Origin of the sequence: Exiguobacterium sp. s48, assembly GCF_018617395.1 — a bacterium.
Lineage (GTDB): Bacteria > Bacillota > Bacilli > Exiguobacteriales > Exiguobacteriaceae > Exiguobacterium.
Genome location: NZ_JACSKC010000001.1, coordinates 493583 through 519013, shown reverse-complemented (window position 1 = coordinate 519013; position 25431 = coordinate 493583). Strand labels below are relative to the sequence as shown.

At 46.9% G+C, this 25431-nt stretch carries 31 protein-coding genes; all 31 read right to left on the bottom strand.

Annotation, left to right across the window (positions count from 1 at the left end):
- Positions 1–16 precede the first annotated feature (16 nt).
- Positions 17–1267 carry an RIP metalloprotease RseP gene (rseP, locus tag KNO66_RS02670; protein WP_214740163.1) on the bottom strand — a complete coding sequence of 417 codons (1251 nt, stop codon included), beginning with the start codon at positions 1265–1267 and terminating at the stop codon, positions 17–19.
- Between the two features lie 3 nt (positions 1268–1270).
- Positions 1271–2428 carry a 1-deoxy-D-xylulose-5-phosphate reductoisomerase gene (dxr, locus tag KNO66_RS02665; protein WP_214740161.1) on the bottom strand — a complete coding sequence of 386 codons (1158 nt, stop codon included), beginning with the start codon at positions 2426–2428 and terminating at the stop codon, positions 1271–1273.
- A gap of 14 nt (positions 2429–2442) precedes the next feature.
- Positions 2443–3240 (bottom strand): phosphatidate cytidylyltransferase, encoded by a 798-nt coding sequence (locus tag KNO66_RS02660; RefSeq protein ID WP_214740159.1) that lies wholly within the window; start codon positions 3238–3240, stop codon positions 2443–2445.
- 1 nt (position 3241) lies between these two features.
- A complete protein-coding gene (locus KNO66_RS02655; protein WP_214740157.1) occupies positions 3242–3979 on the bottom strand; it encodes an undecaprenyl pyrophosphate synthase in 738 nt (245 codons plus the stop codon).
- Between the two features lie 84 nt (positions 3980–4063).
- Positions 4064–4624 (bottom strand): ribosome recycling factor, encoded by a 561-nt coding sequence (gene frr, locus KNO66_RS02650; protein ID WP_214740155.1) that lies wholly within the window; start codon positions 4622–4624, stop codon positions 4064–4066.
- Positions 4621–5346 carry a UMP kinase gene (gene pyrH, locus KNO66_RS02645; protein ID WP_214740153.1) on the bottom strand — a complete coding sequence of 242 codons (726 nt, stop codon included), beginning with the start codon at positions 5344–5346 and terminating at the stop codon, positions 4621–4623. Before pyrH ends, frr begins: the two co-directional genes overlap by 4 nt.
- Positions 5347–5456: 110 nt before the next feature.
- The gene (gene tsf / locus KNO66_RS02640) at positions 5457–6338 is read right to left on the bottom strand and encodes a translation elongation factor Ts (RefSeq protein ID WP_078146717.1); all 882 of its coding nucleotides are present in this window, start codon (positions 6336–6338) and stop codon (positions 5457–5459) included.
- Positions 6339–6455: 117 nt separating this feature from the next.
- The gene (gene rpsB, locus KNO66_RS02635; RefSeq protein ID WP_015881415.1) at positions 6456–7196 is read right to left on the bottom strand and encodes a 30S ribosomal protein S2; all 741 of its coding nucleotides are present in this window, start codon (positions 7194–7196) and stop codon (positions 6456–6458) included.
- Between the two features lie 152 nt (positions 7197–7348).
- On the bottom strand, positions 7349–7714 hold the full coding sequence (locus tag KNO66_RS02630; RefSeq protein WP_251127438.1) for a hypothetical protein: 366 nt from the start codon (positions 7712–7714) through the stop codon (positions 7349–7351).
- Positions 7715–7747: 33 nt separating this feature from the next.
- Entirely contained in the window at positions 7748–8518 is a 771-nt protein-coding gene (locus tag KNO66_RS02625) for a FliA/WhiG family RNA polymerase sigma factor (protein ID WP_214740143.1), read from the bottom strand.
- A gap of 12 nt (positions 8519–8530) precedes the next feature.
- On the bottom strand, positions 8531–9016 hold the full coding sequence (locus KNO66_RS02620) for a chemotaxis protein CheD (RefSeq protein ID WP_214740141.1): 486 nt from the start codon (positions 9014–9016) through the stop codon (positions 8531–8533).
- On the bottom strand, positions 9009–9608 hold the full coding sequence (locus KNO66_RS02615) for a chemotaxis protein CheC (RefSeq protein WP_214740139.1): 600 nt from the start codon (positions 9606–9608) through the stop codon (positions 9009–9011). Before KNO66_RS02615 ends, KNO66_RS02620 begins: the two co-directional genes overlap by 8 nt.
- The gene (locus KNO66_RS02610; protein WP_015881410.1) at positions 9598–10029 is read right to left on the bottom strand and encodes a chemotaxis protein CheW; all 432 of its coding nucleotides are present in this window, start codon (positions 10027–10029) and stop codon (positions 9598–9600) included. The genes KNO66_RS02615 and KNO66_RS02610 overlap by 11 nt, the downstream gene beginning before the upstream one ends.
- Before the next feature lie 12 nt (positions 10030–10041).
- Positions 10042–12033 (bottom strand): chemotaxis protein CheA, encoded by a 1992-nt coding sequence (locus KNO66_RS02605; RefSeq protein ID WP_214740137.1) that lies wholly within the window; start codon positions 12031–12033, stop codon positions 10042–10044.
- A gap of 19 nt (positions 12034–12052) precedes the next feature.
- The gene (locus KNO66_RS02600) at positions 12053–12892 is read right to left on the bottom strand and encodes a MinD/ParA family protein (RefSeq protein ID WP_214740135.1); all 840 of its coding nucleotides are present in this window, start codon (positions 12890–12892) and stop codon (positions 12053–12055) included.
- Positions 12871–13920, bottom strand: a complete 1050-nt coding sequence (locus KNO66_RS02595) for a flagellar biosynthesis protein FlhF (RefSeq protein WP_214740133.1) — start codon at positions 13918–13920, stop codon at positions 12871–12873. Before KNO66_RS02595 ends, KNO66_RS02600 begins: the two co-directional genes overlap by 22 nt.
- A gap of 1 nt (position 13921) precedes the next feature.
- Positions 13922–15946, bottom strand: coding sequence for a flagellar biosynthesis protein FlhA (gene flhA, locus KNO66_RS02590; protein WP_285800731.1), 2025 nt, complete (start codon positions 15944–15946; stop codon positions 13922–13924).
- 13 nt (positions 15947–15959) lie between these two features.
- Positions 15960–17054, bottom strand: coding sequence for a flagellar biosynthesis protein FlhB (gene flhB, locus KNO66_RS02585; protein WP_214740129.1), 1095 nt, complete (start codon positions 17052–17054; stop codon positions 15960–15962).
- Complete coding sequence (fliR, locus tag KNO66_RS02580; RefSeq protein ID WP_214740128.1) at positions 17051–17821, bottom strand: flagellar biosynthetic protein FliR; 771 nt, start codon at positions 17819–17821, stop codon at positions 17051–17053. Before fliR ends, flhB begins: the two co-directional genes overlap by 4 nt.
- Positions 17818–18090 carry a flagellar biosynthesis protein FliQ gene (gene fliQ / locus KNO66_RS02575; RefSeq protein WP_214740127.1) on the bottom strand — a complete coding sequence of 91 codons (273 nt, stop codon included), beginning with the start codon at positions 18088–18090 and terminating at the stop codon, positions 17818–17820. Before fliQ ends, fliR begins: the two co-directional genes overlap by 4 nt.
- An 11-nt stretch (positions 18091–18101) precedes the next feature.
- A complete protein-coding gene (gene fliP / locus KNO66_RS02570; RefSeq protein ID WP_214740126.1) occupies positions 18102–18767 on the bottom strand; it encodes a flagellar type III secretion system pore protein FliP in 666 nt (221 codons plus the stop codon).
- Positions 18764–19258, bottom strand: a complete 495-nt coding sequence (locus KNO66_RS02565) for a flagellar biosynthetic protein FliO (RefSeq protein WP_214740120.1) — start codon at positions 19256–19258, stop codon at positions 18764–18766. The genes fliP and KNO66_RS02565 overlap by 4 nt, the downstream gene beginning before the upstream one ends.
- Positions 19255–19620, bottom strand: coding sequence for a response regulator (locus tag KNO66_RS02560; RefSeq protein WP_015881400.1), 366 nt, complete (start codon positions 19618–19620; stop codon positions 19255–19257). Before KNO66_RS02560 ends, KNO66_RS02565 begins: the two co-directional genes overlap by 4 nt.
- A gap of 13 nt (positions 19621–19633) precedes the next feature.
- Positions 19634–20773, bottom strand: coding sequence for a flagellar motor switch phosphatase FliY (gene fliY, locus KNO66_RS02555; RefSeq protein WP_214740118.1), 1140 nt, complete (start codon positions 20771–20773; stop codon positions 19634–19636).
- On the bottom strand, positions 20770–21759 hold the full coding sequence (gene fliM / locus KNO66_RS02550; protein WP_214740116.1) for a flagellar motor switch protein FliM: 990 nt from the start codon (positions 21757–21759) through the stop codon (positions 20770–20772). Before fliM ends, fliY begins: the two co-directional genes overlap by 4 nt.
- Positions 21760–21768: 9 nt before the next feature.
- A complete protein-coding gene (locus tag KNO66_RS02545) occupies positions 21769–22221 on the bottom strand; it encodes a flagellar basal body-associated FliL family protein (protein WP_214740114.1) in 453 nt (150 codons plus the stop codon).
- Positions 22214–22432, bottom strand: coding sequence for a flagellar FlbD family protein (locus tag KNO66_RS02540; protein WP_214740112.1), 219 nt, complete (start codon positions 22430–22432; stop codon positions 22214–22216). Before KNO66_RS02540 ends, KNO66_RS02545 begins: the two co-directional genes overlap by 8 nt.
- Positions 22432–23337 carry a flagellar basal body rod protein FlgG gene (flgG, locus tag KNO66_RS02535; RefSeq protein ID WP_214740110.1) on the bottom strand — a complete coding sequence of 302 codons (906 nt, stop codon included), beginning with the start codon at positions 23335–23337 and terminating at the stop codon, positions 22432–22434. Before flgG ends, KNO66_RS02540 begins: the two co-directional genes overlap by 1 nt.
- An 18-nt stretch (positions 23338–23355) precedes the next feature.
- Positions 23356–23784: a flagellar hook capping FlgD N-terminal domain-containing protein gene (locus tag KNO66_RS02530; RefSeq protein WP_214740108.1), complete on the bottom strand. Its 429-nt coding sequence runs from the start codon at positions 23782–23784 to the stop codon at positions 23356–23358.
- On the bottom strand, positions 23756–24844 hold the full coding sequence (locus tag KNO66_RS02525) for a flagellar hook-length control protein FliK (RefSeq protein ID WP_214740106.1): 1089 nt from the start codon (positions 24842–24844) through the stop codon (positions 23756–23758). The genes KNO66_RS02530 and KNO66_RS02525 overlap by 29 nt, the downstream gene beginning before the upstream one ends.
- A gap of 22 nt (positions 24845–24866) precedes the next feature.
- Positions 24867–25430, bottom strand: coding sequence for a MotE family protein (locus KNO66_RS02520; RefSeq protein ID WP_214740104.1), 564 nt, complete (start codon positions 25428–25430; stop codon positions 24867–24869).
- Position 25431 lies beyond the last annotated feature (1 nt).

Genomic DNA, 25431 nt, shown 5'->3' with positions numbered 1-25431 from the left:
CTTCTCTACAAACAGCTTATTTAAAGAATGATTGAATGTCGTTCCAAGTGACAATCAACATTAAAATCATCAAGAGTGCGAATCCGATAAAGTGGACGAATCCTTCCTTCTTCGGATCGATTGGACGTCCCCGTACCGCTTCGAACAAGAGGAAAATCAAGCGTCCTCCGTCTAACGCTGGCAATGGGAGCAAGTTGAAGATGGCAAGGTTGACGGAAAGAAGCGCTGTCCAGTTCAACAGCATGATCAATCCGCTCGCCGCCACTTCATCTGTCATCCGGACAATCCCAACAGGACCTGCCAATTGATCGACACCGACTTGTCCTGTCACCAAATCACCGACAGCAGAGAAGATGAGCGTCGACATAGTCCATGTCGTTTCCGCCCCCGTCGTCACAGCTTTGACCGGTGATCGTTCGAGCGCGTTCGTGACACCGAGTATCCCGACCGTCTCTCCGTTTTGCTCGACAGCTTGTGGAGTTAGCGTGATTGTTTCTTCTTCGCCATCGCGGATGTATGTGACTTCCGTAGGGGTATCCGCTCGATCAGCTAAAACCGAACGTAAATCGAGCCAATCCGTAATTTGCTTCCCTTCAATCGATACAATCTCATCACCGCTCATTAATCCTGCCTCATCTGCGGCTGAATCCGGTTGAACGGTACCGATTTGACCATCGTTCGTTGGAGTACCTTGAACGAGACCGACAATAACAAGCAAGATGAACGCTAATACGAAGTTCATCGCCGGACCGGCTGCAATCGCCAAGACACGCTTCCAAACCGACTGGGCTCCAAATGTTCGATCATGCGGTGCGATTTGAATTTCCATGCCCTGGTCGACAAGAAGTGTATCTCGTTCTAACGAGTAAACACGTACTTCTTCGTCGATGAGAAGTTGCACTTTCAACTCGTGCGTCGAATCAAACTTATCGACGGTTCCGACGACTTGGACATCAGTAGCCGTATCCGGTTGGAAATAGACGCGGTCCACTGTTCCTGTTTCGGTTAGACGGAGTCCGACATGCTGACCCGCACGGACTTCAATCGGTTCGAAATCTTCCCCGGCCATTTTGACATATCCGCCAATCGGCAAAAGTCGAATGGTATAGAGCGTTTCATTTTTACGGAATGAAACAATTTTTGGTCCAAAGCCAATCGCAAACTCGTGACAGAGAATGCCTGCCCGTTTCGCCATGACGAGGTGTCCCCACTCATGTACTGAAATGAGAACGCCAAACATCAAAACGATGGCGATAAAAGTCGTCATGATTTATTCCCCACCTTCAATTCCTTGCTGAATCTGTTGACGTACTACTCGGTCCACTTCTAAAATTTGTTCGAGCGTCGGATGCGCAATCACTTCATGTCGAGTCATTGCCTCTTCAACGATTCGTTCAATTTCTAAAAACGTAATATGACCGTTTAAGAATAGGTCCACTGCCACTTCATTGGCTGCGTTCAGGACAGTCGGCATCGTACCACCGGCCCTACCTGCTTCGAACGCTAATCGAAGTGCTGGATAGCGCTCAAAATCAGCTTCTTCAAAATGTAGCTTTCCGATTTCCTTCAAGTTTAACCGCTTATTCCCCTCAATTTCAAGCCGCTTAGGTCCTGATAATGCATATAGGATGGGGCCGCGCATATCCGGGTTTCCAAGCTGGGCCATCACGGCGGCATCTTTGAATTCTACCATGCTATGAATGATCGATTCACGATGCAAGATGACTTCAATATCATTATAATCGATATCGAATAGCCAGTGTGCCTCGATGACCTCAAGTCCTTTATTAAACATCGTTGCCGAATCAATGGTGATTTTCGCCCCCATCGACCAGTTTGGATGGTTCAATGCATCTTCGACTGTTACATCAGACAACTCTTCCCTAGAGCGATCGCGGAAACTACCACCCGAAGCCGTTAATATGATTTTTGAAACGTCTTCTCTCCGCTCGCCGTTCAAGCATTGGAAAATAGCAGAATGTTCGCTGTCGACTGGCAACAATTTGACTCCATGTTCTTTCACCGCCGCCTTGACGAGATGCCCGGCGGTGACGAGTGTTTCTTTATTAGCGAGCGCAATATCTTTACCTGCTTGAATCGCTGCGAGCGTTGGTTCGAGCCCAACTGCTCCAACGACTGCAGTGACGACGATATCAGCCCGTTCAGCCGTCGCACATTCTTTCAAGCCCTCCGAACCAATGAAATACAACGGTTCGTATGTAAGGCGAGGCTTTAATTGTTCAAGTACCTCGATGCTTGTCGCTGATACATATTTTGGTCTAAGTCGATTGATCCATTCTGTAGCGACATCGACGTTCGTTCCAAACGCATACGCCTCAAGTTCAAACAGGTCGGGATGCTGTTCGATGACGTCACATGTTTGTACGCCAATCGAACCAGTTCCCCCAATTAAGCTAATTCGCTTCATCTCGACACTCCTTTTTATAGCAGATTAAACACCCAAATGACGGTAAAGACCGCAATCATACTATCAAATCGATCTAAAATTCCTCCATGCCCTGGTAAGAGATGACCTGAGTCCTTCACACCAAATTGACGTTTATATGCAGATTGTACTAAATCGCCGAGTTGACCGACGACAGCCACAACAATTGCCAAGATGAGCACTTCTACAACGGGCAAGATCGGATCGACCAAAACGAAGATGACACCGAGTACAATCGCAGAAACAATGCCTCCAATTGCCCCTTCAATCGTTTTGTTCGGACTGATAGACGGCCACAATTTAGCTTTTCCGAACGCCTTGCCGGTAAAGTATGCACCTGAATCCGTCGCCCAAATCATGAACAAGATGAGCAACACTTTGGATAGACCATCGTCAGACAGTCGGACGAGTGCAAAGCTGATGAAACCGACAACTAAATAGACAGCTGAAACGAAATAGAGGCTGGCATCTTCATACGTGAATCGATTTTTTGTGACGACCGTCCAAAACAACAGTAGAACGAGGCCCAATACGAGCCACTGTTCGACCGAGAACGGGAGGTCGTCCGTGACGATATGTTTTTCTAATAACAATAAGATGAATGGAAACGCCACAAGTAGTGCCGTCACTAAAAACGGGAATGCCAATAATTTATGCTTTCGCATTAACGTGAACTCGCTCAGTCCAATCAGCGCAAGAATTCCCATCAGTGAGACAAAGGCGTTTCCCCCGAGCGCGATGACCGTGATAAAAATGGCACCTGCCCATAGTCCTGTTATAATTCGTGTCTTCATGTTACACCCCACCAAAACGCCGCGTGCGCGCGTTATATGATTCAATCGCTTCTACAAAATGCTCACGCTTAAATTCCGGCCACAGCACCTCTGTGAAATGGAGTTCTGCATATGCGCTTTGCCATAATAAAAAGTTCGAGAGTCGTTGTTCACCACTCGTCCGAATGATGAGGTCCACATCTTGAACGTGGGTCATCAATCGTTCACCAATCATGTGATCGTCGATGGCATCAGGTTGAATCAATCCAGACTGTACGTCTTCAGCGATACGACGCATAGCCTGTACAAGTTCATCGCGTCCGCCATAATTCAGAGCAAAAACGAGTTGTAACCCCGTGTTGGCAATGGTACGTTCTCTTGCCTCATCAACAGCCTCTCGCGTCTCTCGAGGAAGTTTCGACGTATCTCCTGCAACGAGCACCCGTACATTCTGTTCATGGAGTTCTCTTAAATCGGTCTCCAAAAACTGTTTCGGTAATTTCATCAAGAATGAGACTTCTTCTTCCGGACGAGTCCAGTTCTCTGTAGAGAACGCATACAACGTGAGAGATTGAATTCCAAGTTCTTGAGCAGTTCGAACTGCTTCCCGGATGGATTTCATCCCTTCCCGGTGACCCATGATGCGAGGAAGACCACGTTTTTTGGCCCAGCGTCCATTTCCATCCATGATGATGGCTACGTGCTCAGGAACACTCAACTCCGCCTCGATTTTGGTTTTAGGATTCACCCATTTAAACATTCTATTATCCTCCTGATTGTATGAAAGAAGGACCCTCTCAGAAAAAGGGTCCCCACACAGCTTTTTGGTATACCACTTCCGTGATTACACTTCCATGATTTCTTTTTCTTTAACTGCTGCAGATTCATCAATCTTCTTAATATACGAATCCGTCAACGTTTGAACGTCATCTGCATATCCGCGGAGGTCGTCTTCAGTTAACTCGCCATCTTTCTCGAGTTTCTTCAAGTTTTCGTTTGCGTCACGACGAACGTTACGGACAGCGACTTTCGCTTCTTCCGCATATTTTTTCGTGACTTTAACTAACTCTTTACGACGTTCTTCCGTCAATGCAGGAATAGCCAAACGGATGACTGTACCGTCAGATGATGGAGACAAGCCGAGGTCTGCCTTTTGAATCGCTTTTTCCACTTCAGAAACCAACGATTTATCCCATGGTTGAATCAAAAGAAGACGCGCTTCCGGTGTATTGATGTTGGCCACTTGATTGAGAGGTGTTGGGACACCGTAGTAATCAACTTGGACAGGATCCAAAATCGATGCGCTGGCACGGCCAGTGCGAAGCGTTCCAAAATCACGTTTAAGTGAAGAATGCGCTTTTTCCATTTTTTCTTCAGCTGTTTTCAATACTTCTTTGACACTCATGAATTGACTCCTCCTACTACCGTTCCGATATGCTCCCCGAGAACGACACGTTTAATATTACCTTCTTCAAGCAATGAGAATACAATCAATGGAATGTGGTTGTCCATACAAAGTGACGTTGCCGTCGAGTCCATAACTTGGAGGCCGTCTTTTAAGACGTCAAGATAAGACAACGTATCGTACTTCACTGCCGTTGCATCCAATTTCGGATCGGCAGAATAGACGCCGTCTACATTGTTTTTACCCATTAAGATGACATCAGCTTCGATTTCAGCTGCACGAAGGGCAGCTGTCGTGTCCGTTGAGAAATATGGGTTTCCTGTACCGGCCGCAAAAATGACGACGCGCCCTTTTTCAAGATGACGCATTGCGCGACGACGAATGTATGGTTCAGCAACTTGTCGCATTTCAATTGATGTTTGGACACGCGTTTGGACACCGTACGTTTCAAGGCTATCTTGAAGAGCAAGTGAATTCAATACAGTCGCGAGCATACCCATGTAATCTGCATTGGCCCGGTCCATGCCGAGTTCACTGCCCGTCTTTCCACGCCAAATGTTTCCGGCACCTACAACAACGGCGACTTCTACACCCATCTCAATCAATTCTTTAATTTGATTTGAGATGGAGTTTACAATGTTAGGGTCAATCCCATAACCTTGATCTCCAGCGAGCGCTTCTCCACTCAATTTTAACACAATTCGTTTATATTTCGGTTCCATAACTTTGCCTCCTCTTGCTTGAAAAAAGGGAACACGCTCCCTTAACGAACTAACTCAAGGTGATACAGACGTGTTCCCAATTTTAGTTGCATCACAAATGATGATGCAGATTATTTTTTAAGTTGGTTCATAACTTCTTCAGCAAAGTTCTCTTCACGTTTCTCCATACCTTCTCCTACTTCGAAGCGTACGAACGAGTTGATTTTTCCGCCTTTTGATTCTACGTACTTACCAACTTTGAAGTCGCTGTCTTTTACGAACGTTTGGTCAACGAGGCAGATTTCCTCGAAGTACTTGTTCATACGACCAGCAATCATTTTCTCAACGATGTTAGCAGGTTTGCCTTCGTTAAGTGCTTGCTCAGTCAAGACTTTCTTCTCGCGGTCGATTTCTTCAGCTGATACTTCATCGCGTGTCGCGTAAAGTGGACGTGCTGCAGCAACGTGCATAGCAACATCTTTTGCAACTGTTTCGTCAGATGTGCCGTCGATGACAACGACTGAACCGATGCGACCACCCATGTGGAGGTACGTACCGAATACAGCATCGTCAGCTTTTTCAAGAACAGCTACACGACGGAGTGAGATTTTCTCTCCGATTGTAGAAGCTTCTTCTTGGATGTACGTTTCAAGTGTTTTACCTGCTTCGTACTCAGCTGCAAGTGCAGCTTCAGCAGTTGTTGCGCCTGATGCGAGTACTGCTTTTGCTACGTTGTTTACGAGCGTTTGGAACTTCTCGTTTTTCGCAACGAAGTCTGTTTCTGAGTTGATTTCGACGAGCACAGCTTTGTTGCCTTCAACTGCTACTGCTGTCAAACCTTCAGCGGCGATACGATCACCTTTTGCTGCTGCTTTAGCGATTCCTTTTTCACGAAGGAAATCGATTGCTGCTTGCATGTCACCGTCTGTTTCAACGAGTGCTTTTTTGCAATCGAGCATTCCTGCTCCTGTTTTTTCACGAAGTTCTTTTACCATTGCTGCTGTAACTGCCATCGGAAATTCCTCCTTGTAAAACTAACAATTTTTTAAGAAAAGCACAGGGCTTTTTGATTACATGTCCTAAAAAAAGGTGATAAAAGGCTTTCCCTTTATCACCTATTGTCTCACTGATTACTCAGCTTCTGTAGCTTCAGCTTCTGTCGCTACAGCTTCTTCAGCAACTTCTTCTTCACCTTGCTTCGCTTCGATGATTGCATCAGCCATCTTCGAAGTGAGCAATTTAACTGCACGAATTGCATCGTCGTTCGCTGGAATGACGTAGTCGATTTCGTCTGGGTCACAGTTTGTGTCGACAATCGCAACGATTGGGATGTTCAATTTGTGAGCTTCCGCGATTGCGATACGCTCTTTACGTGGGTCAACGATGAAGAGGGCGTCAGGCACACCAGGCATGTCCTTGATTCCGCCGAGGAACTTCTCAAGACGAGTCATTTCTTTTTTCAAGATGATGACTTCTTTCTTAGGAAGTACTTCGAACGTGCCGTCTTCTTCCATTTTTTCGAGTTGCTTCAAGCGGTTAATACGCTTTTTGATTGTTGAGAAGTTAGTGAGTGTTCCACCCAACCAACGCTCGTTAATGAAGAACATTCCAGAACGGATTGCTTCTTCTTTGATTGTATCTTGAGCTTGTTTTTTCGTACCAACGAAGAGGACGTTTCCGCCTTCTGCCGCGAGTTCACGAACAAAGTTATAAGCTTCGTCTACTTTTTTGACCGTTTTTTGAAGGTCGATGATGTAGATCCCGTTACGCTCTGTGAAGATGTATTTCGCCATTTTTGGGTTCCAACGGCGTGTTTGGTGACCGAAGTGTACACCAGCTTCAAGCAATTGCTTCATTGAAATTACTGCCATGATAAATTTCCTCCTTGTGGTTTAAAAAAGTCCTCCGCCTCGTTCATCTTTGTATTCCGACCTTTCGGCACCGAGGAATACCATCCCGAGACGTGTGTGATGTGTTTAACACCGAGAACTACTATAGCATATGTCACGAAATCCGGCAACTCTCACTTTTTACGAAGTTTCGCATAGAGCGCGAGTTCGCCCTCTCCTTTTCCGAGGATTCGGGCAGCGTCCCGAACGGAGTGTCGCAACAAGACATCGTCCACGTCGATTGACGCGGACGGTTTTATTTCTTCTGTCTCTTCTTCGATCGTTTGAACGGACTCGTTGAGAGGTGTTGGCTCCTCTTGTTGAATCACGTTCGAACGTTCAGTGGGTTCCTGAACGACGAGGTCGTTCATCGACTCCATGAATGAGAGAAGCAACGTTTCGGTCTCTTGCTTCTCCCGTTCAAGCCGTTCGACTCGTTCCTGAAGCGCTTGGACTTGACGGTAGCCGAACAAAAAACCGTAAGCAACCAAACAAGCCATGCTCACATATATAATATACACTTGTTCATCTCCTTACGATGTCTTTTCTTCTAAATACGACCGCCCGAGCGCGAGCTTCAATGTTTTCAACGCCTTAGAATGAATCTGTGAAATCCGGGATGTTGATAGTTCAAGCACTTCTCCGATTTCTGTCAGTGTCAATTCGTCAAAATAAAATAAGGAAACGACGAGCCGCTCTTTTTCAGATAAATGATCGATTTCTGCAGCTAGAACGTCAATCAATTCACGTTGCAATAACGTATCTTCCGGTTTTTCCGAATCAGGGTCGAAATACGTGACAGACATGACTTTTCCTTCTTCTTGCAACGTCACAGCCTCATCAATCGACAACATATTGGCAAAATACCCTTCCGCCATCGTTCTTTCGATTTCAGAAATCGGCAAGTCGCATGCTGATGCTAACTCGCTCTTTGTCGGTGCACGATGCAACGACTGCTCTAGCTGTTCTGCCACGTGATCGATTTTTTTCACTTTTTCTCGGACCGACCGAGGCAACCAGTCCACTTTTCGTAACCCATCGATAATGGCTCCTCGAATCCGAAACGCAGCATACGTATCGAATTTGTTGTTGTGCTCTGGATCATATTTCATAAGGGCATCGTACAATCCCATGTAACCCAAACTTTTCAATTCGTCGCGTTCGACGCTCTTTGGAAGCGTCACGATCATCCGTTGTACGTGGTAGTGGATGAGAAACTCGTAATGTGCTAGTAGTTCGTTTGCTGTATCCATATCACGGTCCGTATTCCAGCGATCCCACAACTGTGTAAGATGAGTCGTCATGTCGATCCCCCCTTATAGTTCTTTCGTACCCACGCTCACCGTCCGAATTGATAAGACGGATGTCGCGACGTCAAACTCGATCGTCCGCCCGTTATGTCCGCCGCAATCTTCTGCAACGAGCGGGATCCGATGTACTTTTAATGCCTGACGAATGGCCTCGGCGTTTCGCTCACCGATTCGCATGGCCTCATTCTCATATTTAAATTGAAACATTTGAGCGCCGCCAGCCATCTTCGCTTGTAGCCGCGTCGCTCCATCACGTTTCAATGAATGGACGAGCGTATCGATGGCAGTATCCGCATATTTTCCTACTTCAATCGCTTGATTCTTCCGAGCAATCGTCGAATCCGGTAACATGACATGCGCCATAGCCGCCAATTGGAGGCGGGTGTCATATAAAATGACACCCACACACGATCCGAGTCCGGCTGTACGTAACCGATTCGGTGCAGTTGTCTGCTTCCATTCAGCAATGCCGATTTTTAATACTTCAGCCATGGCCAAGCAACCGTTCTTGAATCCGTTTTAGCGATCCATGTGTCGGTAGGAACAACACATGTCCTGCACTTACTTTTTGATCAATCATAAATGTCGTATCAATATATAGGGCCGAATCTTCCTCTGGTTGAACCGAAGTGACGACAAATTCGACAATCGAACCTGCCATATCGATGGCCGTTGCCGGCACTTGAATCATAATCGGTGTCTGTAACCAGTCGCCGAGTGCTCGGGCATAAGCACCGCTCATGATATTCCCGACCTCTTCCCAAGCCGACTGACCAAGTTCATCGACTGAATCGAATGAGTATGGCATCCCGATTAACGTCGAGACCATTTGCTCGGCATCTTCGACGGCGAACAAAATGAGAATCATTCCACGAATGTCACCATCTAATTCCAACAAGACCGAGGCAACATGTCGTTCTGGACCCCCGACTCGATCGGGCAAATACGTGATCGGCTCCATCTCAGCAGAAGACACGGTAATGTTCACGGGTTTTGAGAGCATGGCGGACAAGGCAGTCGCCGCATGACCAGACCCTATATTTCCCAGTTCCTTTAACAGGTCTTGTTCAAACTCACTCAGCATACTGTTCCTCGAACAACGCGTTCGCATCGAGTAATGAGAAGAGTTTGTCTTCTCCTTTGGCGATGGCCGTCAAATGAGCCGAAAGCATATCGCGGCTCGATTCCGGAATCGGTTCGATGCGAACTTCATCACTTTCTACGACTTCGTTCGCACGATCAACGATAAATCCAGCATCTCCTTGATTCAACGAGGCGATCAGGATGCGTGTCTCATCCGTTGGCTCGATTTCTTCATAGCCGAGACGTAAGCGAAGGTCAATGACCGGCGTGACGACACCGCGAAGGTTGATGACCCCTTTCACATGTGACGGGGCGTTCGGCACCCGCGTGATCGGCTGAAGTCGCTCGATTGAACGGACCGACTGTACGTCGATTCCGTACGTATTTTCTTCAAGTGAAAAAACTACCCATTTCTGTTCCATCTATATTCCTCCTTAAAAGAGATCATTACTATCTACAATAAGAGCGACGCGACCGTCACCAAGAATAGTCGCACCAGAGATAGCCGGAATCCCTTCAAGATACGTACCGAGCGGTTTCATGACAATTTCTTGTTGCCCAATCAAATCGTTGACGACAACACCGACAAGTTTATTTCCTTTCCGGACCACAACGACTGGGAATTGCGATTTCGTTTCCGAGTCGATGCCAAACATTTCTTTTAAATAGACGAGTGGGACCAATTGACCACGGAAGTCAAACACCCGCTCACGGTGTGCCGTCAAAATGTCCGCTTCATCGAGCAATGTCGTCTCAAGAATTGATGTTAATGGAATCGCATACGATTCCTCTCCCACTTGAACGAGCATCGCCGAGATGATGGAGAGAGTGAGCGGTAAGCTGACTTGGAATTTCGTGCCTTGCCCCGCAACTGTCTCTAGTGAAACGACACCACCGAGTGATTCGATTTTATTTTTAACGACATCGAGTCCGACACCGCGTCCTGACAAGTCAGTGACCACGTCTGCCGTCGAGAAGCCTGGAGCAAAAATCAACATCGCCAATTCGTTCTCAGACATCATCGTCGCTTCTTCATCCGAGATTACTCCACGTTCTAGTGCTTTTGAGCGAACCTTATCGACGTTGATGCCAGCACCGTCGTCCTCGATTTCGATGAAGACACGGTTTCCTCCATGATAGGCACGGAGTGCAAGCATCCCTTGTTCCGGTTTTCCGGCTTGAAGACGTACTTCCGGACGTTCGATACCGTGATCGATGGCGTTACGGATCAAGTGGACGAGCGGATCGCCGATTTCATCGATGACCGTACGATCGAGTTCTGTTTCCGCACCAGAGATGTCCAACTGGACCTTTTTATGAATTTCTTTTGCGACTGAACGCACCATTCGTGGGAAACGATTGAACACTTGCTCAATCGGCATCATCCGGAGCGTCAGGACGAGTGACTGTAACTCGTTCGTGCCTCGTTTAATTTTTTCGACCGTTTCATTCAATTCCGGCTGAGCGACTTCATCCGCCAAGCGCTCAAGACGTCCGCGATCGATAATGAACTCTTCGAACAAGTTCATGAGACGATCGATACGTTCTAAGTTGACACGAATCGTTTTCGCTTGAGCTTGCGCCGCCACTTGTTCTTTCGTATCTTTCACTTCTTCTTGAACGGGTGATGCTTGAACGACCGGTTCTGGTGCAATTGTTTCTGCCGTCACCGCGACTTCCGGTTCACTGTCAGCTGATTGTACAAACGCATGGACTTCGACACGTTCCACTTCGGATACTTGACCAATCGCATGTTCAATCACTTCTGCCGTCTCTTGTGACAAGAATAAGACGTCGAACGTCAAATCGAATTGTTCTTGCTCAATCTCTTCCGTTTCAGGGTTCGTCCGTACGACCTCACCAAGTTCTTGAAGACGATCGAACACCATGTACGCACGTGCCGCTTTCAAGACGACCGCGTCAGATAATTTGACCGTGATTTGAAACGCCTCAAAGCCTGTTTGTTTCGCTTGGTCGATAACCGAGTTTGTATACAAATCAACTTCAAACGTATTCGTCTCTGACGTTTTTTCAACCGTGACTTCTTTTCCACCGATGAAGGATTGGAAGGCGGCGACCGTTTCTGACACATCCACGTTCGCGCCTTTTCCGCCACTCTCGATGTCCGCGATCATATCTTCCATTTGTTCCATGGCGATGAACATTGTGTCTAATAGAAGTTGGTTGCTTTCTTTCTTGCCCCCACGGACGAGGTCGAGTGCGCTTTCCATCTCATGGGTCAAGTTGGCGACCCGTTCATACCCCATCGTTGAAGACATCCCTTTGAGTGTGTGTGCGGACCGGAAGATTTCCTGTACAACATCCGCTCCACCTGATTGTTCTAATTTAAGTAACTGCGTGTTGATCGATTGGATATGTTCTTGGGATTCATCTAAAAACAACCCTAAGTATTCATTCACGTCCATCTCAATTGCCTCCCTGTCATTATACTCGGTTCCACTGTTTCCGTAAGTTCCCCATCAAACGGTCCATCAAGTGACGTGGTTTTGGAGGCGTTCCCGTAAGCGTTGTCAAAATTCGTTCGAGGCGCCAGCTGATATCACTTTTTCGGTTGTATTGATAAAACGGGACTTGTGCGATGACTGCCTTTCTGACTGAGGCATCATCCGGTAAAAAGCCAAGGAATCGAATCTTCTTATTTAAAAACTGTTTGCATGCGACTTCCATCCGTTCGAAACATTGAAGGGCTTCCTCCCCGGACTGGGCTCGGTTGACGATGACGCCAAGCGGCAAGTCAGGGTATTGATGGTGCACCAGTTTCGTATATGCGTAACCGTCCATGAGCGAGGTAGGTTCTGGCGTCAAAATTAAGAACATCTCATCACACCCCGCGATGAATTGAAGTGAGGTGTCCGTCGCTCCAGCGCCCATATCGAACAGGACATAATCATATTCGGTCAATACTTCGAGCTCTCGCATGAGAAATTGCATGTCATCCTCTGAGAGATGGACGAGCTGGTCTTGCCCACTCCCTCCATGTAATATATCGACACCATATACATTTTTCTGAACAGCTGCGGCCAATGGAATACGAGCTTTTACGGTCTCGATCATCGTTCTGGACTTCATGGCATTCATTAAGATATGCACATTGGCCATACCGATATCAAAGTCGACGATCAACACCCGCTTCCCAAGTTCTGCTAGGGCGATGGCCGTGTTCACGCAGACGTTCGTCTTTCCGACCCCGCCTTTCCCACTTGCAAAGGCGATGGTGGTCGGGTGGGCATCATTGATTGCTCTTAAACGCCTTGCTTGGTCCATCTTGCCCACCCTTCTTTCTCAAACAGTCGTTTCGTCAATAGATCCGCCTGACCTGGAATCAAGTCGTCCGGCACTTCCTGGCCGTCTGTCATCCAAGCGACGGGAAGCCCGCTCCTTTTCACCATACGGTACATCGCATGGATGTCACTCGTCTCGTCCGCTTTCGTAAATATGAGCGAGCTGAGGGGCAATGATTCGAATTGCGAATAAATCATGTCCATGTCCTTCATTTTGGAGGTCAAACTCAACACGAGCGAAAGGCTTGTCTCCGTGAAGTCATGATGTTCATGAAACTGTTCGACGTAAGCCGGGTCACGAAAATTTCGACCAGCCGTATCGATCAACACGATGTCTTTTCGGGCAAACAATTGCTTGGCCCGTTTGAAGTCGTGAAAATCATATGCGACCTCTACCGGGATACTCATGATTTCGGCGTACGTCTTTAATTGTTCGATGGCAGCGATTCGATAGGTGTCGGTCGTGATCAGTCCGACCGTTTTGCCTTCCTTTAACTTGAAGTGCGCTGCAAGTTTAGCGAGCGTGGTCGTCTTCCCTACTCCTGTCGGTCCAACGACCATGACGTAACGCTTCGCTTCAGGCGGTTCAATGAACGACGATTTGACTTGTTCGTACACATATCGTTCCGCTTCTTCTACAGATTTTGTCGTATAGTACAGTTCGTTCAGCGTTTCTTCCCACGACTCATCCGCAAAAGACTCGGTCGAGAGCAATGATTCGACGTGCTGTAACGAGGCATGTAGCTTCGGCGCCGTTCCTACCACACGTGGTGGCGGTGTGACGACAGGTCGCTTCGGTTCTGTCTGAGCTTGAACAGGTTGCCTTGGCTTTGTGACAATCTGTTCCTTCTCAAGCGCTGCGATGACTTCCACTTGTTTAGATGCGAAGAGACCGAACCATCCTGACTTCACTTGTCGCGAATTAAGGATGACCGCTTCGTCTCCAAGTTCTTGTTTCACTTTCGCCATCGCGTCACTCATGGTCTTCGCCGTAAACTTTTTAATTTGCATATTAAATCACCCCAATACTTTTCACTTCGACGGAACTGAGCAGTTCGTTATAAGCCAGTACCGGCACATCCGGATAATACCGTTCGAGCAATTGACGAACGAATAGGCGAATCGTTGGTGAGCATAAAATCACAGCCGATGCCCCGTATCGTTCAAACATCGACAGTTGTTCGCCAGTGCGCTCGATTATGTCTCGAGCTTGCTCCGGGTCGAGGGCCAAATAGTTTCCAAATTCCGTTTTTTGGACCGCATCTTGAACGGTCTGTTCCGTCTGTCCACCGAGTGTCACGACATATAGTGGACCTTCCGGTGGTTTGACTTGATCGGTCAGTTGGCGAGATAACCCTTGACGACAATACTCTCCCAAAATTTCTGCATCTTTCGTCACTTTCCCATAGTCTGCCATCGTTTCAAACAATAGCGGCAAGTTTCGAATCGAAACATTCTCTTGTAAGAGATGTCGTAACACTTTTTGAATTTCCCCAATCGAGAGGACCGATGGCGTGACGTCTTCCACGAGCACGGGATGTGTTTCCTTCAAATGTTCAACGAGTTGCTTTGTTTCTTCCCGGCCGAGTAAATCCGCAGCATGTTTCTTCAACGTCTCCGTCAAGTGTGTCGCGACAACGGATGGCGGATCGACGACGGTATATCCGCTCATTTCGGCTCGGGTTCGTGTCTCTTCATCAATCCAGAGAGCCGGGAGACCGAATGCCGGTTCAGTCGTTTCAATTCCAAACACTTCAGGGTCTTCAATCCCTGGGCTCATGGCTAAGTAATGGTCAAGCAATAACTCGCCTTCGGCAACGACGTTTCCTTTTACCTTGATTCGGTACGCGTTCGGTGACAGTTGCAAATGGTCACGAATCCGGACCGTCGGTAAGATAAAACCAAGTTCAAGGGCGAGCTGTCGACGAATCATGACGACGCGGTCTAACAGGTCGCCACCTTGTGATTCATCCGCAAGCGGAATTAAACCGTATCCGAACTCGAATTCAATCGAGTCGATTTGTAAGAGTGAGACGACGGACTCAGTCGGTGCCATCGAGGACGGATCTTCGTCGATCACTGGTTCCTCTGTCACTTGTCGAATGTTCCGTCTCATCGTGTACGCACCAAAGAATGCCGTACCCGCGATGATCATTGTCACAGGAAGAAGGGGTGGTGATACAAAACCGAGCATGAAGACAATGGATCCTGCAATATAAAGGAGTGACGGATTTTGTCCGAGTTGGTCAATCACGTCTTCTCCTAAGTTTCCGTCTGAAACGGCACGTGTCACGATGATCCCGGTCGCAGTCGAAATCAAGAGGGCTGGAATTTGACTCACCAGTCCATCCCCGATGGTCATGAGTGAAAACGTTTGGAACGCTTGACCGACCGGTAATCCCATTTGAACGACCCCAATGATAATCCCGAAGATCAAGTTGATCGTCACGATGATGATGCCGGCGATGGCATCCCCTTTTACGAATTTCGACGCACCATCCATCGATCCGTAGAAATCCGCTTCACTTTGAATTTTACGGCGACGCATCTGAGCTTCTTTGTCGTCAATCAAACCTGAATTCAAATCGGCATCGATGGCCATCTGTTTCCCTGGCATCGCATCAAGCGTAAAACGTGCAGATACTTCAGATACACGTTCCGCCCCTTTCGTGATGACGACAAATTGAATGATGACGAGAATCAGGAAGACGACGAATCCGACGAGGACGTTCCCTCCGATGACGAAATCACCGAACGTCGCAATAACTTCCCCACCGTACCCATTTGAAAGAATCGAACGGGTCGTCGATACATTCAGTCCGAGACGAAACAACGTCACAATCAATAAGAGAGAGGGGAATACGGAGAAGTCGAGCGCTTCTCGTGCATTCATCGCCACAAGTAAAATCATGATGGCGATTAATATATTTACGATGATTAAAAAATCTAGTAAAAACCCTGGTAACGGGATGATGAGCATGATGACAATCATCAATACACCAATCAGGATTGCAAAGTCTTTCGCTTTTACTGCCAACACATACTCCTCCTCAAGACGGTTGTTTCATTTGATAGACGAATGCAAGGACTTCTGCGATTGCTTGATAAAACGATTCGTCTACCACTTCACCGATATCGATTTGCGCATAGAGCGCTCTCGCGAGTGGCTTGTTTTCAACTATAGCCACATCATGTTCTTTCGCGACGTCTCGAATATGAAAGGCGACCCGGTCGACCCCTTTGGCAACGACGAGTGGCGCAAAATCTTTCGTGTCATCATATCGAATGACGACCGCGTAATGGGTCGGGTTAGTGATAACGACATCGGCATTTGGAATCTCTTGCATCATACGCCGCATCGCCATTTCTCGCTGTTGTTGTTTAATTTTAGATTTGATGAGCGGGTCACCTTCTGTATTTTTATACTCATCTTTAATATCTTGCTTTGACATCCGAATCGACTTTTCGAAGTCAAATCGTTGATAGAAAAAGTCAAGCAGCGCGAGTGCGAGCAAGGCGACGCTTACCCACAATCCAAGTTGAATCGTAATACTGGCAAGCGCGACAATCGATTCGCGAATCTGTTCGACGGCCATGCGTGACAACTCTTTTTGATTTTGCCAAAGGACAGCGACTGCGGTTGTCAGGATAATTAACAATTTGAATAAGGACTTTAAAAATTCGACGACCGCTTTCATGCTGACGATACGCTTGACCCCTTTGATCGGGTCAATCCGCTCGAGCTTCGGCTGGATAGCTTCTAATGAAAATAACGTGCCGACTTGTAAATAATTGATAAGAATCCCAAATACAACGGCAACGATAAAGAATGGTGCTAAAATCAAGCCCACACGCAACATCAAATCAACGACCATATCCGACATGCCGCCCGTCACGTTAAACAACAAATACTCTGGACTGAGTAAATCACCGATTAATGACAACAATTGTTGCCCAATCACAGGACCGAAAAAAGATAACATGAGAAACATCGCAAAAAGTGCGAACGCTCCAGTCAAGTCAGCAGATTTGGCGACCTGTCCTTTTTTTCGTGAATCTTCTCGTTTACGTGGCGTGGCTTTTTCTGTTTTTTCACCTGCAAAAAACTGTAGATTGACCGATAAAGGATATAGAGGCTTCTTCATGAGGCGTCTCCTAGTATGAGCATAAAGTCATGCATCACTTCCTGTAACAACGGAATAAACTGACTGATTCCGGTCAATGTCAATCCCATCAACAAGACCATGACAGCGAATCCGGCAACGAGTTTAAATGAAAATCCGATGGCAAAAATATTGAACTGCGGTGCTGATTTCGCTAGAAAACCAAGTGCTAAATCGACAAGCAGTAAAGACGCCATCATTGGTAATGCCAATTGCAATGCGACCATCATCGTCATCGTGACGACTTTTACGGCCATCATGAGAGAGGCTTCCGTAAAATTAATCATCGGTTGACCGGGTGGATAGATTTGAAAGCTATAATAAATCCCGTCAATCAGCAAAAGATGTAAATTACTCGTCAATAAAATGAATAACGTAAAAATATAATAGAATCGACCAATTAAAGGGGACTGGCCCCCGAACATTGGATCATATGCGGATGCCATCGCTAATCCGAGCTGCAAATCGATAACCCCACCGGCAATTTGAGGAGCAAAGAATAAAATATTGATCAATAGACCGAGTAGCAATCCGATCATGACCTCATACACGACTTGAAGTACAAATCCATTCGTCATCTGAATCGGCTCTGTAATCGTGAACATGGCATAGTATGCTAAAAATGCACTGAATCCTACGCGATGCATCACTGGCAATTGTTTTGTCGAGAACAACGGAACGCTGACAAAAAAACCTGAGAGTCGCGCAAAGGTCAATCCGTACATACTAATAAAATCGACCGCATTCATTTCGAGGCAACCTCAACCATCAGCTCAAAAATCAAACGCGTGAATCCCTCGATTTGTTGAAGCATCCATGGTCCAAAGATGACAAGACCGATAAACACCGAAATGATTTTCGGAACAAAGGATAGTGTTTGTTCTTGAATTTGAGTCGTGGCCTGCAAAATCGAGATCACGAGACCGACAACCAGTGAGATGAGTAATAGTGGCATTGAAATTTTTAATAAGGTCCACACACTCTCTGTTGCCAAATAAATGACCATTTCTTGTGTCATGTCCGTTCCCCCTACATACTTCTAAGCAGTGATTCCACAATTAAATGCCAACCATCAACCAATACAAACAGCAACAACTTGAATGGGAGAGCAATCATGACTGGTGGTAGCATCATCATCCCCATTGACATGAGGACACTCGCGACGACCATATCAATGATCAAAAACGGTAAGAAAATCATGAAACCAATTTGAAAAGCGGTCTTCAACTCGCTGATTGCATATGCCGGGACTAAAGCGAGAAGTGGCACGTCATCAAGTGTTTCAGGTTGTTCGTAATTCCCATATTTTAAAAACAGCTGTAAATCTTCTTGTCTTGTATATTTCGACATGAATTCCTTCATCGTTCCACTCGCCTCATCGAACGCCTCATCTTGTGAGATTTTGTCATCAAGATACGGTTTCAGTGCATTCTGATTTAAATCAGAGAGAACAGGTGACATGACGAATAATGTGATAAATAGCGCCAATCCGACTATCAGCTGGTTCGGCGGCGTTTGCTGTGTACCGAGCGCCGGTCGAATAAAGGACAGGACGACCACGACCCGGGTAAAGCAAGTCATCAAGATTAAAAAGGACGGTGCGAGCGTCAGCAAAGTCAACAAAATCAAGAGTTTGATTGATGTCGACGTACTGTCTGGCGTCTCTAAATTAATTAATTGCTCAAACGTTGTCATGACTTCTTCCTCACTTCTTCTAGCTGAGCGAGTTGTTTCTTAAAGGTATCTAAAAATGCGTTCGAATTTGTTGTTCGGAGTGATAAAGATTCTGTTTGTTCTTCATCCACCGTTTCCGCATCGAGTCGGTCAATAAGTTGAATGGAATCCCCTACGCCTAGAACATAGACTTGGTCTCCTAGTTTCACGAGTTGAACGGATCGATCTTTACCGAGCGGAACGCCCCCGAGATGTTTCATATGTTGAGTCGCTTTCACGCCTTGTGTTTTGGAACCGAGCCACCGCATCAAGACAATAAAACCGCCGACCACGACGACGAGACTTAACACAACTTTCACGCCATTGCCAATCGTTGACGCTGTCGTTGGAACGTTACTTTCCTGTTCATCTGTCTGTTGTTGCTCGAATTGCTGGTCTACGGTGGCGGCCTCAACCGTGGTCGGAACATAAAGTCCGACCACGAGAAGAATAATCAACCACCATTTCTTCATTGTGCGACCGTTTTAGAAACTGCTTCAATGACGCGCTCTGCATTGAACGGCTTTACGATGAAATCTTTTGCGCCAGCTTGAATGGCATCGATGACCATCGCTTGTTGTCCCATCGCTGAACACATAATGATTTTCGCATTCGAGTCGAAGCTACGAATTTCTTTAAGTGCTGCGAGTCCATCCATTTCAGGCATCGTGATATCAAGTGTAACGAGATCCGGCGTGAGTTCACGGTACTTCGCGACTGCGTCTGCTCCGTTTTCTGCCTCTCCTACCACGTCATATCCGTTCTTTGTCAAAATGTCCTTGATCATCATGCGCATGAACGCTGCGTCATCTACTACTAATACTTTTGCACTCATTCTAAATTCCTCCTTAAACGATTCCGATCCGCTCATGCGGTTGAATAATTTCTGTTACACGTACCCCAAAGTTTTCTTCAATGACAACGACTTCTCCTCTAGCGATTCGCTGTTGATTGACATAAATGTCTACCGGTTCACCCGCTAGTTTGTCGAGTTCGATGATGGAGCCTTGTGATAACTCAAGTACTTCGCGAACGGATTTTTTCGTTCTGCCTAACTCTACTGTCACGTTCAACGGGACATCATACAACAAACCGAGATTCGCTGGGGCTACCTCTTGTGATGCAGGTGACTGGAGCGGCATGAATTCTACCTGGCTCACTGCTACTTCCGGCATCGACTTTTGCTTGTCCGGTTGCGGGACCGGTTGGGCTTGTTGTTGTGCCTGTTGTTGGGCTTGTGGTTGCGGCTTTGGCGCTTCTGCTTTTTGCTGCGGTTTCACCGGTTCCGATGCCGCTTGGACCTCCCCAGTCGCCTTCATCAACTCATCGACTAACTGCTTCCCAAATTGAATCGGGGCAATCTGTACGATTGTTGAATCAATCAACGTGCCTACCTTGAGATTGAATTCGATAAGTACCATCGTCTCCCATAGTTCAAGGCGATCGATGATGGTTTGATTCTTCGTTGCATCGAACACTTCGACAAGCGGCGGAGAGATGTCAATCTTTTTGGAAAATACCGTCGATAGAGACGTTGCGGCTGCCCCCATCATCTGGTTCATCGCCTCTTGGACGGCTGATAAACGGATCTCATCAAGGCTCTCCGGATCGACATTCTCTCCGGTCCCACCTAACATCAGGTCAGAGATGATGGCCGCATCTCCACGAGTCAAGACGAGAACGTTCTCTCCTTTGATTCCTTCTGTATAGCCAACTCGTAGCGCCACGTGAGGCGTCGGATAACGTTCGCGTAATGATTCGATTCTTACTTCACTGACAACTGGGGTCGTGATTTCAACTTTCTGTTGTAGTAATGTCGACAACGCCGTTGCCGAGTTCCCGAATGAAATATTTCCAATTTCCCCGAGTGCATCGCTCTCCATCGAATCTAAATGTTCTTCTTTGTTTTCGACTTCTGGCGTCGGCGTATTGTCGTTTGTCCCACGTAATAACGCATCAATTTCATCTTGTGACAGCATCTCACTCATTGCTCTTCCTCCTTCACACGGTGAAGCACTTGAACCGCCATTCGCTTCCCGCTCACACCGACTTGCCCTTTAAATACTTTATTTTCCCCTACCATGACGGACAGAGGTTCTTTTGCCAATTGATCGAGTGCCAAACAATCTCCGACTTCGAGATGCAACAAATCTCCAAACGTGATGGTCGTTTCCCCTAACAAGGACACGACTTCGACCGTCGAATTCATCAACTGCGCTTTAAGCGGTTCCTTACTCGACTGACTCGCATTCCGGCGATTCGCTTCCTGCATCCAGTAGTGACTCGATAGTTTGGATAATACCGGTTCGATTGTTACGAATGGAAGACAGACATTGATTGTCCCGCTCACTTCGCCAATCGTCACACCGATTGAAATCAGAACGACCGTCTCGTTTGGTGAGACGAGTTGCAGGAACTGCGGGTTCACTTCAACAGCCGACATCTCTGCTTTAATCTCCGCAATCGATTCCCAAGCATCTCCATAAGAGGAGAAGGCTCGCTTATACAATTGCGTCAAAATCCGCATTTCGATTTCGGTAAACGATTCGATTTTATCCATCTCGACACCGGGACCACCAAGTAATCGGTCTAACATTGCATATGAGATGTTCGGATTGACCTCGATGATGAATCGCCCATTTAACGGTGGCGCCTCAATCAAGTTGATCATCGTCATACTCGGGATGGAATGAATGAATTCATCGTAAGGTAATTGTTCGACCGAGTTGACCGAAAACTGAACATACGTGCGAAGTTGAGCCGAGAAAAATGTCGTGAGCATGCGCGTAAAATGCTCGTGAATCCGAGTTAAACTACGAATTTGATCTTTTGAAAATCGAACGGCTCGTTTGAAGTCGTATTGCCGAACTTTCTTCTCTTCCTCTTGTGCGAGAAAGGAGTCCGCTTCGACATCCCCACTGCTTAAAGCAGATAGTAAGGCATCAATTTCTTGTTGAGACAGTACTTCTCCCATGATGCCACCTCACTGAATAATTTTCTTCGTCATATAGACGCGTTGGACTTCACCTTCTTCAAGCAGTCCGTTAAGTTGTTCTCGTAATGTTTGTTCGAATTTTTGCATATCTTCTTTTGTTGCCAACTGTGCTTTCGTCATGCCGGACAGGTCACCGAGAATGACGTTGTGCACTTGAAACTTACGAAGCTCTAAATTTTCTCTCGTGTCTGCAGAATCCGTGACAATCGTAAATTGCACGTTGATGAAACGCTCGTCTTGAATGTTCGTCGTCATGTCATCAGTCATAAAACTGCGTTCCGCCAACTCTTCGGCCGTGACCGGTTTCGTTTTAGCAGTGACGTTATCCCCAAAGACATATTTGTAAGTCATGAATCCGGCACCGCCCATGACGAGAAGGACGACAAGCAGGATGATCACGACCTTCAGGCCGCCACCTTTTTTCTTTTCTTCTTCACTCATCTTCTTCACCTCTTGTGAACATCGTTCCAACTAAACCGATTGAGCGATAAAAGGCTTCAGTTCGTTCAATGATTTGATCTTTTGATTCTTTTACAAGATACGTTTTGCCATTAAACAATTGGATGATCGTGTCGGGCTCTGCCTTCACCGTTTCGATGAGCAAAGCGTTGAGCACGAACTCCTCACCGCGAAATGCCGTGACGCGAATCATCAGCGTTTCAGGTTAACGAGTTCTTGAAGAATCTCGTCCGATGTTGTGATAATTCGTGTGTTCGCCTGGAATCCACGCTGTGCCACGATCATTTCTGTGAACTCTTCCGAAAGGTCAACGTTTGACATTTCAAGTGCACCTGAGACGAGTGACCCTCTACCATCAGCTCCTGGAATCCCAATCTGTGGAATACCTGAGTTCTGTGATTCAGAAAAATTGTTTGCACCAGTTTTTGAAAGACCTGCGTTGTTGGCAAAATTCGCTGTGACAATATAACCTGCCACTTGTAGCTTACCTGCGTCATCTACAAAGCTAACTTTCCCGTCTTTTGCGACAGAAATAGCCTTAGCAGTTGCTGGAATCTGAATACGACCATATGCAGGTGTAGGACCTGGAGTTACAGTTGGGTCGTACGGTGTGATCGGAGTTTCAACAGCATTGAGTGGTGGAGTCGTTGCTGGTGGTGTCAATGGAGGTGTCGTCGCAGTACGAGATGCAAGTAAGAACGTTCCGTCTCCTGTGACAAGGTTTCCATCATTATCTGTGTAGAAGTTACCAGCACGAGTATATTGGAAGCCGTTTTCTGTACGAGTAACATAAAAGCCCTCGCCTGAAATCCCGACATCAAGAGCACGGCCGGTGTTTTGCATAGCACCCTGGTTATAGACGTTATCGACAGTTGCCATCGTACCACCTAGTCCAATTTCTTTCGGGTTGATTCCACCTGCAGTCGTTCCGTTACCACCCGACGCACTACCAACTTGTTGACTGACGAGGTCTTTGAACGTGACGCGACCTTTTTTATAACCGAACGTGTTGACGTTGGCGATGTTGTTCCCGACGACGTCTAGCTTCGATTGGAAGTTCTTCAATCCACTGATTCCTGAGTACATTGCTCTTAACATAATGCATTCCTCCTATGATTATTTGATGGATGTGATATCGTACACGCTGACGGATGTGCCGTCTTCAAGATCGGCCATATACCCTGTTAAGTCGTTTCGTGAAATGGATACGACCCGACCTGAGCCTTTCGTCGTCTCTTCACTTGATTCAGATGTGAAGTCGATTGTTTTCCCAATCATGCTACTGTATTCAGAAATCGACGACATGTGACGGTCGACGAGAACAGAATCGAGTTGTTTCGAGATGGTTTGCATTTGTTCGAGAGAAGAGAACTGCGCCATCTGTGCAATGAACTCGCGGTCTTCCATCGGCGACATCGGATCCTGGTTCGCGATTTGAGCGAGCAGTAACTTCATGAACATGTCTTTATCGTATTGGTTCGTCGCTTTTGGGAGCGACTGGTCTGGCAATGTGTAATCATTCGTCTTCGGTTGGATGCTCGTCATCTTCAGACCCTCCTTTAGGCTGTTCTTGTGGTTGCTCTTGTTCCGGTTGCTCAGAACCGTCTGACATCGCTGACTTTGTCTCGAGCGCTTGCTGTGTCAAGTTGACCTCGACCCGAACGTTTTGCGAGTGCGGTGTCAACGTTTGTTGCAACTGTTGGACTTGTGACTGAATCAATTGCTTCGCCTCTTGATTGCTAGCAAACATCTTGACTACCAGTTCTCCATTTTTTCGCTCTAGCTTGACGACGAGTTCCCCAAGTTGTTCCGGATAGAGTCTGACGGTGAATACTTTAGAACCGTCTGCCCCACTTTTGAACGGTGCTTTTTGAAGCGCCGCCTCAATCCGAGCCTGCAAGTTTTCAGGAAGAGAACCTTTAGAGGCATACATGACGGTATCGACATCGATTTGAGGTTTCGACCAGCTCATTCCTTTCGGCATCCATTCCACATTGTTCGGTTGCCGTGCAGGTTTTGCGACTTCCACCGTTTCAACATTCGGCAAGACGGGAACATCTTTCAATGTGCCTTCGACCGGTCCTTTATACTGTGTAATAATCCGTTGCATCGTTTGAACATGTTTGGCAAGTTCTTGGTTTGGAACGGGCTGAGTGAGTGACATGTTGGTCGTCTGAGCATTCCCCTCTGTTTGCTTCGTAATATGGACTTTCGGCGTAGTCGCAGTCTGAGTGATCATCGGTAAAACCGAAGACGAGATTTCTGTTTCAGGCGACGGATTAGACAGTTGTCCGAGTAACCCTACATATGCGTCCATAAATGTCCGATACGCATCTTGCGGAAGTGATTTGAGCCACTTCAACGTATCAGGTTTTTGAAACCACGTTTCGAGTTCTTGTGCAACTTTTTCTAAGTCGACTGGTTCTTCAGGAAGCACACCTTCTTCAAGCTGAGGAAGCCCTACCTGCTCCCCTGAACTTTGCATCGGCGCGAGCATCGCAGATAAGAGGCTTAAAAAACCGCCCGCCCCCTGTGATTCGCCTTCCGCCATTCCGGTGCGAGCCATCGACCCTTGAATGGCTTGTGTCAATAAAGCGATATTCAATGTTGGCCCTCCTTTTTCCTATTCATTGGAGAAGCTGCGTCACAACCGCAGCCTGTTGTGCATTCATTCGACCTAATATGTCCGCTTGTTGTTTAGGCGATAGCTCCTTCAACAGTTCCGCCACTTGTGGACTTTCGAGTTCTCCCATGATGGCTGCCGCCTGCTTGGCCGACATTTCTTCGTATACACTCGCCACATCAGATGACGTCGCTTCCTCTTTAGTCGCGGCTTCAAGTTCAGCGACGAGTCGGTCTCGTTCACGAATCAAATCCGTGATCTCGCTCTGTCTCGCTTTTACTTCATTCGTCAGTTCAACATTTTCATTACGAAGCTTTTCAATCTCGCTATTCGCGGCCTTCAATCGGTTCGCTGTGTCCGAATCGATTCCCGTTACGTTGACTTTCGTTTCAGTCGTTTTTGTCACTTCCGATTGGTCATCGCTCGTTTCTAAAAATGGAACAGACAAGAGGGGGCGATCCATCGCATAGTTCATGACGACGATTCCACCGACTAAGATGAAGATTGCCGGAATGAGGACTAACGCCACAATCATTTGCTTGCCTCGTTTATTGTTCTCTTTTGCCATG